The organism is Pedobacter agri PB92 (assembly GCF_000258495.1).
Lineage (GTDB): Bacteria > Bacteroidota > Bacteroidia > Sphingobacteriales > Sphingobacteriaceae > Pedobacter > Pedobacter agri.
In genome coordinates this window covers 1-6,491 of sequence record NZ_AJLG01000226.1, presented here as the reverse complement: position 1 = coordinate 6,491, position 6,491 = coordinate 1, and the positions used below count along the sequence as shown (strand labels likewise).

At 35.2% G+C, this 6,491-nt stretch carries 7 protein-coding genes; 3 read left to right on the top strand and 4 right to left on the bottom strand.

The window, feature by feature from the left end; genetic code table 11:
- Positions 1-193 precede the first annotated feature (193 nt).
- Positions 194-856: a hypothetical protein gene (locus ON09_RS21560; protein WP_010603148.1), complete on the top strand. Its 663-nt coding sequence runs from the start codon at positions 194-196 to the stop codon at positions 854-856.
- A gap of 167 nt (positions 857-1,023) precedes the next feature.
- Positions 1,024-1,245, top strand: a complete 222-nt coding sequence (locus ON09_RS21555) for a hypothetical protein (RefSeq protein WP_010603147.1) — start codon at positions 1,024-1,026, stop codon at positions 1,243-1,245.
- A 188-nt stretch (positions 1,246-1,433) separates the two neighbouring features.
- On the opposite strand, the gene ON09_RS25305 is transcribed toward ON09_RS21555, so the two are convergent.
- The 3 genes from ON09_RS25305 to ON09_RS21540 form a co-directional block, all read right to left on the bottom strand.
- On the bottom strand, positions 1,434-1,628 hold the full coding sequence (locus ON09_RS25305; RefSeq protein ID WP_157259049.1) for a hypothetical protein: 195 nt from the start codon (positions 1,626-1,628) through the stop codon (positions 1,434-1,436).
- A gap of 456 nt (positions 1,629-2,084) precedes the next feature.
- Positions 2,085-2,678, bottom strand: coding sequence for an RNA polymerase sigma factor (locus tag ON09_RS21545; RefSeq protein WP_010603145.1), 594 nt, complete (start codon positions 2,676-2,678; stop codon positions 2,085-2,087).
- Between the two features lie 711 nt (positions 2,679-3,389).
- A complete protein-coding gene (locus ON09_RS21540) occupies positions 3,390-4,814 on the bottom strand; it encodes a sensor histidine kinase (protein WP_010603144.1) in 1,425 nt (474 codons plus the stop codon).
- Positions 4,815-5,536: 722 nt separating this feature from the next.
- Here ON09_RS21540 and ON09_RS21525 point away from each other — a divergent pair.
- A complete protein-coding gene (locus ON09_RS21525) occupies positions 5,537-5,950 on the top strand; it encodes a LytR/AlgR family response regulator transcription factor (RefSeq protein ID WP_010603141.1) in 414 nt (137 codons plus the stop codon).
- A gap of 65 nt (positions 5,951-6,015) precedes the next feature.
- Here ON09_RS21525 and ON09_RS25500 read toward each other — a convergent pair.
- On the bottom strand, positions 6,016-6,491 hold a 476-nt coding region (locus tag ON09_RS25500), incomplete at its 5' end, for a hypothetical protein (protein ID WP_010603140.1).

Genomic DNA, 6,491 nt, shown 5'->3' with positions numbered 1-6,491 from the left:
ACGTACACACTAGCTACGTGAACATTCAAAATCAAAATTTGTTCTCTCAAAAAGTCTTGAATGAATCTTTTGATTTGTTTTGAACTGCCATGGTACTTTTTAACTAACTAGGGTTCAAGTTCTATTAATGTTCAGCTTTCTTTATTTTTGTGGTATTTAAGAACAATGAATCAAATCAGCTGTTTAAAATGGAATGAAAAAATATTTTAATTTCTTTTTGGTTGCCTGCCTGCTTAGCGCTTGTCAAAATGAAAAAGGGGATAGTGGAGTGGTCAATAAATCTCATGTAAAAGGGCCATCAAAGTTGGACCCAAATTCATCTCCTGCAATCGAAAACGAAAGTCCCCAAACTTTGGCGGAAATCCAAAAGTATTTTGAGACGCTAGAACGTCGGAGATCTCAAGGAAGATTGGATTCCATTAAAAAAGATTTTGATTGTGAAGGAGAAGCCAGCGCAAAAGCAGTATATTTTTATCAAGGTGAAACGCTATGCATGATTAGGGTCGAATATCAGGAACATGATCACTATTCTTCCGAAATGTCATTTTACCTGGCTAAAGGGAAGCCATTTTTTATTTTTAGAACAGACTATACCTGGACTTTCGCTGATGGAATGGCCGCTGAAGGCATTACTAAAGAGAATGTAAAGGAAAAGCGTTATTACCTCATTAATGATAAACCTGCTAAATATCTGGAGAAGAAGTATAGTTATCTCAGCAATGAAAGGAAACCAGAAGCGGCAATGATTGTTTCGAAAGAATCTTCCCCTGGTCCGCTGCCTATCGAAATAGCCAACCTTAAAAAGCTTTTAGAATCAAAATCTTCGAAAACAGATGATTGCCTGATATTAAAATAATCTTCTGGATTTGGTATCAGATGGAAGAGGATTTTTAATAATTTTTTAATTTAAATAACGTTCCAACATATTGCCAATTTTATTCTAATGAGTTGGATACGACCTGGATTGCGTGGATAGTGATGGCATGGTTACTCGAAAAGGAAATTTTTAATAAAATACAGATAATGCAGAAAAGATATTTGGAGCAAATTGAAAAACGGGCCAATGTTCAATTTAGAATAATGGAGGCTAAGAATGATTATTCATTTATTGCAAATGAAATCTATGCCCTCGGATTGCATCCTGTTGAATACGAGCGTACTATCAATGAACTCACAGATTGCTATTACGAAATTCTGAAAAACCTTTTTTTAGAAGAAATTTTATTAAACAAGGAACTGTATTGAATAATAACATTTTTATTGTCAATAGCCCCAATTCCTTGCCATAACCTTTGCTTGCGCTAGGCTCCTAGGGACCCATAACTTTTTTTTATTTGCACATCAGCTCGAAAGGAAATTGAAATTTCCCGTTTTTCAATATGCCAGTTGTTCAATTAAAATATTACAATTTAATACTTATCGCTAAAAAAATATTAAATGCTTTGCTGAAGGGATTTATCCGGAATAGTAAGATCATAGAATTCGCGCTCAAATTGAGAAGCACGCTGACGCAGGCTGGTAATTTCATGTATTTCATCATTACTGATTGCCTGACTGCCTTTACTGAGCAGGAACTCAATTCGATTTAATACGTTCTTATAATCCTGCTGGGTAAGGATATTTTGCATCGTTCTGTTTAGAATATCCAAAAATAATAAAAGCTTGTTAGCAATAAAATAAATACGAAAATATTTTTCAATCTTGATTGACAGTATGTTGATTAATCCGGTAGCTGCTACGAAATAGTGAAAATATGAAATTTTCGGGGATAATAGCAATGAGACTTTGGGTAGGTTTAGACCTTTAAATCATGCGCAAATGAATTTTTAGCAGATCAATCTCTAAATAAAATTATGTCAAACATTTTTAATCTATAGTCTGCAGTATTAATCTAGGAAGTTTATTGGAAAAGATATGGAGTCAAATAAATACCCTTCCTTCTATAGCAATTTGTTTCTCATTTGCTCCCGCATTTACCACTTACAGTTTGCCGAGCTTAAGTTTTTAGAAATTGTCGATGAAATTTGCTAAAGGTATGGGAACATATATAGTATCAATTTAAATTAAAATTATAAACCCTATTTTTAGGCTGCAAATTTCTGATCTACGGAAAAAACTTTTCGAAGGTTAAGTACAGCAGATCTGAGAGACGTTTTGACACTTCCTATTGGCATGTTGAGCTCTTGGGCAACCTCAGTATGAGTATAACCCTGAAAATAGATCATATCTATAATTAATTTCTGTTTCTGCGAAAGAGATGCGATTATGTTTTTAACTCCGATTGTATCTGTATTCAAGCTTTGAATATAGTTGTTTTCGACTTCCCCACTAATACTACTAATCTCGAAAGTGCTTTTTTGGTTCTGTGATGATCGACTTCTAATGTGATCGATTGCGGTATTCCGCGCGATGTTTAGCATCCAGGTAAAAAGTCTCGATTTCGCAGTATCGTAACTCCCGATATGGCGACTAAATTTTATGAAACATTCTTGCAGAAGATCTTCTGCTGTCTCCTGCTGTTTTACAATGTGCAGGAGAAATCCTAATAAATTTGAAGAATACATTTCGTAAAGCTTACTGAAAGAGCCTGTTTTACATGATTTCAACCCACATACAAGTTCACGCTCTGCTAAGGGAATGGAATCTTTAAAGAAATCGATAGGTAGAGATTTGGCCATATTAGATTTTTGGTTTCTTGGTGAACAATTCGATTGAGAGAATGTTTGATATATTCCGGTAAGCTATGCAATGATATTGAAAAGCAAAGCGTTTAGATTCTCAGATACAGCTCTTAATGATTATTTTATCCAACCCTTCACACTTTGAACATTTGTTCGACGCTAATAGTCAAAATTTTTATTCACCTATAAGCTATCATTAGCTTGTGCATTTTTTCATCAGAGCTGACCTAGTTTTTTATTTATTCCAGGTCTATAGCAAAAATGGTTCAAAATACTTAGGTCAAGTATTGGAGCAGCAGAAATAATAACACCCTGAACAGAATTACCGGCTGCCAAATTTCATGCTATAGTGTTTAGCCATAGGATCATTACATAATAACGAGCACCAAGAATGCATAAGGGAATTTTAATTTCCCTCAAATTGCTATCTATTATTGATTTCTAATATATGAAATCCTTGAACCATTTGATTGTCGCCTCCGAAGTGATATCCAATTTTTAGAGCTCGAGGGGTAATGCAGTGTATCTTCATGTAATTTTGGGTGGAGCGAATTGTATATTTTTATTGAAAATAAATCCTAAACGAAATGTTACTGCAGCGTATAAATCAATGCCTTGTGGGCAGTATCAATTTACGCTTCTATTCAATTAAACACATAAAATCTTATTTCTACGGACTTTGGTTGCATCCTTCAATTTGTTGTAATATCAATTTACGGCATTATTGCCTGAGGGAAGGAATATGGTGAAAGTTGTCCCTTTATCTTCCTCACTTACAACATCAATTGATCCTCCATGCCCTCCCAAAAGCTGCCTTACCAAATATAGTCCCACCCCTGTACCTTCTATATGTTCATGAAATCTGCTATATTTGTTGAAGAGATTTTTCTTCTGGTTTTCAGGAATACCAAGACCATTGTCCTTCACATCGAGTCGCACTCCATTGATAAGTTTTTGCGATGATATTTCTATCAGGGGCGCCCTGCCTGGATGGTGATATTTTAACGCATTCGTAACGAGGTTTTGAATAATACTATGTAAGTGGATTTGTTCGTAAAATATATAGCAATCATCAATATCAACAGTCACTACTGCATTTGTATTTTTTATAGTGGCATCAAGTTGAGAAATAATTTTATTTACTAATCCACAAAGATCAATATTTTCTATTTTATTTTCTTCTAACTGTTTGGTCCTGATGATTTCACCTAAATTCGTGATGGTCTCGGCCAGTGTTTTGATTGATCTTTTAGAAATGGTGAATAACTGTAAATCTTGTGTTTGCATAACAGGCGCTAGCTTTTTCTCCATTATACTCATAGATCCCTGTAAGGAAGTAATTGGCGTTTTCAGATCGTGGCTAATAATATGGATAAGACTATCAAGTTGCTTGTTTTTCATTTCCAGTTTATTATTATTCACAAATAATTCCTCGCTGCGCTGTTCTAATTCTCTCATCAACTCCCATGACATTTCATCCGAGCGATTCAACTTTCTCAATAATATGATCGCAAATGGCAAAGTAAGCACAGCATAACCAACTATCAGTAACACAGTTGCAAATTCCGCAGGAAATTTTGCTTTTGATAACATTAGCAAAAAAAAACCTATAAATAGAGGAAGAGATAGGAAAAAATAAAGCAACAAATAGCGTGTAGTCACTGCCGCAGAATGTTTAGATGCAAATTCAGACAACCAGCCCCTGTCAGATGTAAAAAATAAAATCCCAATCGATGCGCTGGTTAAACCTAAAGCGGTTGGGAGCGCTACCGCTGAATATGAGCCGAAAGAGAACAGACTACTGATATTAAACAGTATACCTATGAGCGATAAATACGCCATAACAAATCCTATCGATGTTAAAATTTGCGATATGGAATACTTTTTTGTGAGGTAGAGTTCTAGGCCTAGAGCGGTAAAAAGGAATGATATGGTGGTGTACAATGACATCCTTCCTGGAGTTTCTTTGTGAGGATCGGTTAAGTTATCTGACATGAAAAGTTCATCGACAGGAAGGTTTAATCCAAACAAATATTGTAGCAATGTAAATATGCAAAAAATCAATAGTATAGCGCCTAAAAAGCCTGAAAAGACTTGTTTACGAATTATAGCCAGTCCAATCGAAATCCCCATTAGTATGGTAAGCATTGATGTGTTGAACTTCGTTGATGCTCCATGTGAAAAAAAGGTATACAAAATCGGTAAGTTCAATAACCAGCCAAATAATGATAACAGGCCGATTAAGGTGGTAAGAATTGCGAAAACAGATGATATTCTAATCGTTCTGTTGTCTGAGAAATTAAGCGCACTGAATCTTAACATCGAATCTAAAATCTATTTAAATAGGGTGTGAATGCAAAAATACGAAAATATCTCTGGCTATATTATTTCGATTTGATGTCCCACCTATATGTTTACATACTCATCATTGTGTTAATTAATACAACCCTCTATTATAAATTGATTAGGAATGAAGCAAATGGTCACAGTTACAAATTTTTAATCGCAAATTTTGAAATCGTTTGTCAAATGTTTTCTACTCTGGCCAAATCTGATGTAAAGTTAATCAGCACCAGGGTTATAAAAGGAGTTTACCAATATCTTTCAAATGGTTTTAAGCACTTTTTCCGGAATTTATTTTTATACGTAATCCTAAAAAAAATGAATTTTAAAGCTAATAAACCATTTGTGCATGCGTTATGATATCGGCATGAAGGCAGAAATAGATAACATGTAAAGATTGATAGTAACGTTCAAAAAATCATAATAAGAATTCTATATTACTACTGTAGGGAATAAGGCACACTCGGCAGTTGTGGCTGGAAATATGTTTTGAATATAGGCGTTCTAGAATTATGAGAAACCTCGCGAGGAAATATAGGTGTGTAATTATCGACGATGAATTAAGTTCTGTGGAGTTACTGAAAGATTATCTCTCTCAAATACCAAAACTTGAACTTTATAAAAGTTATCTCAATCCAGCCTTAGCTTTAAAAGAATTGATGGATGGTAAAAAACTAGATTTTCTTTTACTTGATATTAATATGCAGATCTCTGGTCTCGATATAGCCTATGCTTTACGGAACAAATTTAAATCCATAATATTCATTACCGGAAATCCGAGAAATGCACTCGCTGCCTTTGGGGTTGAGGCTGACGAATTTATTGTTAAGCCAGTCGATTTTAAAAAGTTTCTGGCAGTAATTAACCGCCAGATCGTGAAAAATCTTGGCAGTCCTATGGCTAAAGAGGACCTCCAACAAAAGTAGTTATTTTGAGGTTATCTCGATGAAGTTAAAGTCCTCCGAAATTTCAAATCGATGTAAACCGCTCATCACTTTATCTGACCGCTGGGCACAATATGGTTTTCTTTTTCTTTTAGATAGGTTACTTTTGGGGTAGCGGGGCTTTTGATGAGTAAAATATAAATAGCCAGGCATCCGGGAAGCATGGGAAGAATGGCAGTCCACATTCCCGGAAAATAATATTTTCCGGTTGTCCAGAAATAAAAATTTGGCATTTCCGAAATGACTACACCATTGATAGGGGCGGTAAGAAGATGCGGATTTTGGGGCGATAGTTCTGGAGTGAGGAGGGGGAAGATAAAATGAGTAAACTCTGCTACCCCTGGGCCGATAAAGATAAACCAGGCGATGAATCCTGCAATCGGGACTTTATAATACAGTCCTAAAGAGGTAAGGGTGTAAATCACCGGGCCAATGAGTGCAAAAACCATCATGAAGCTTTTTTCACTCCAATGGATATAAAATAGTCTGCTCATTGCCGGAGCAAAACCCATCAGGTATTCTT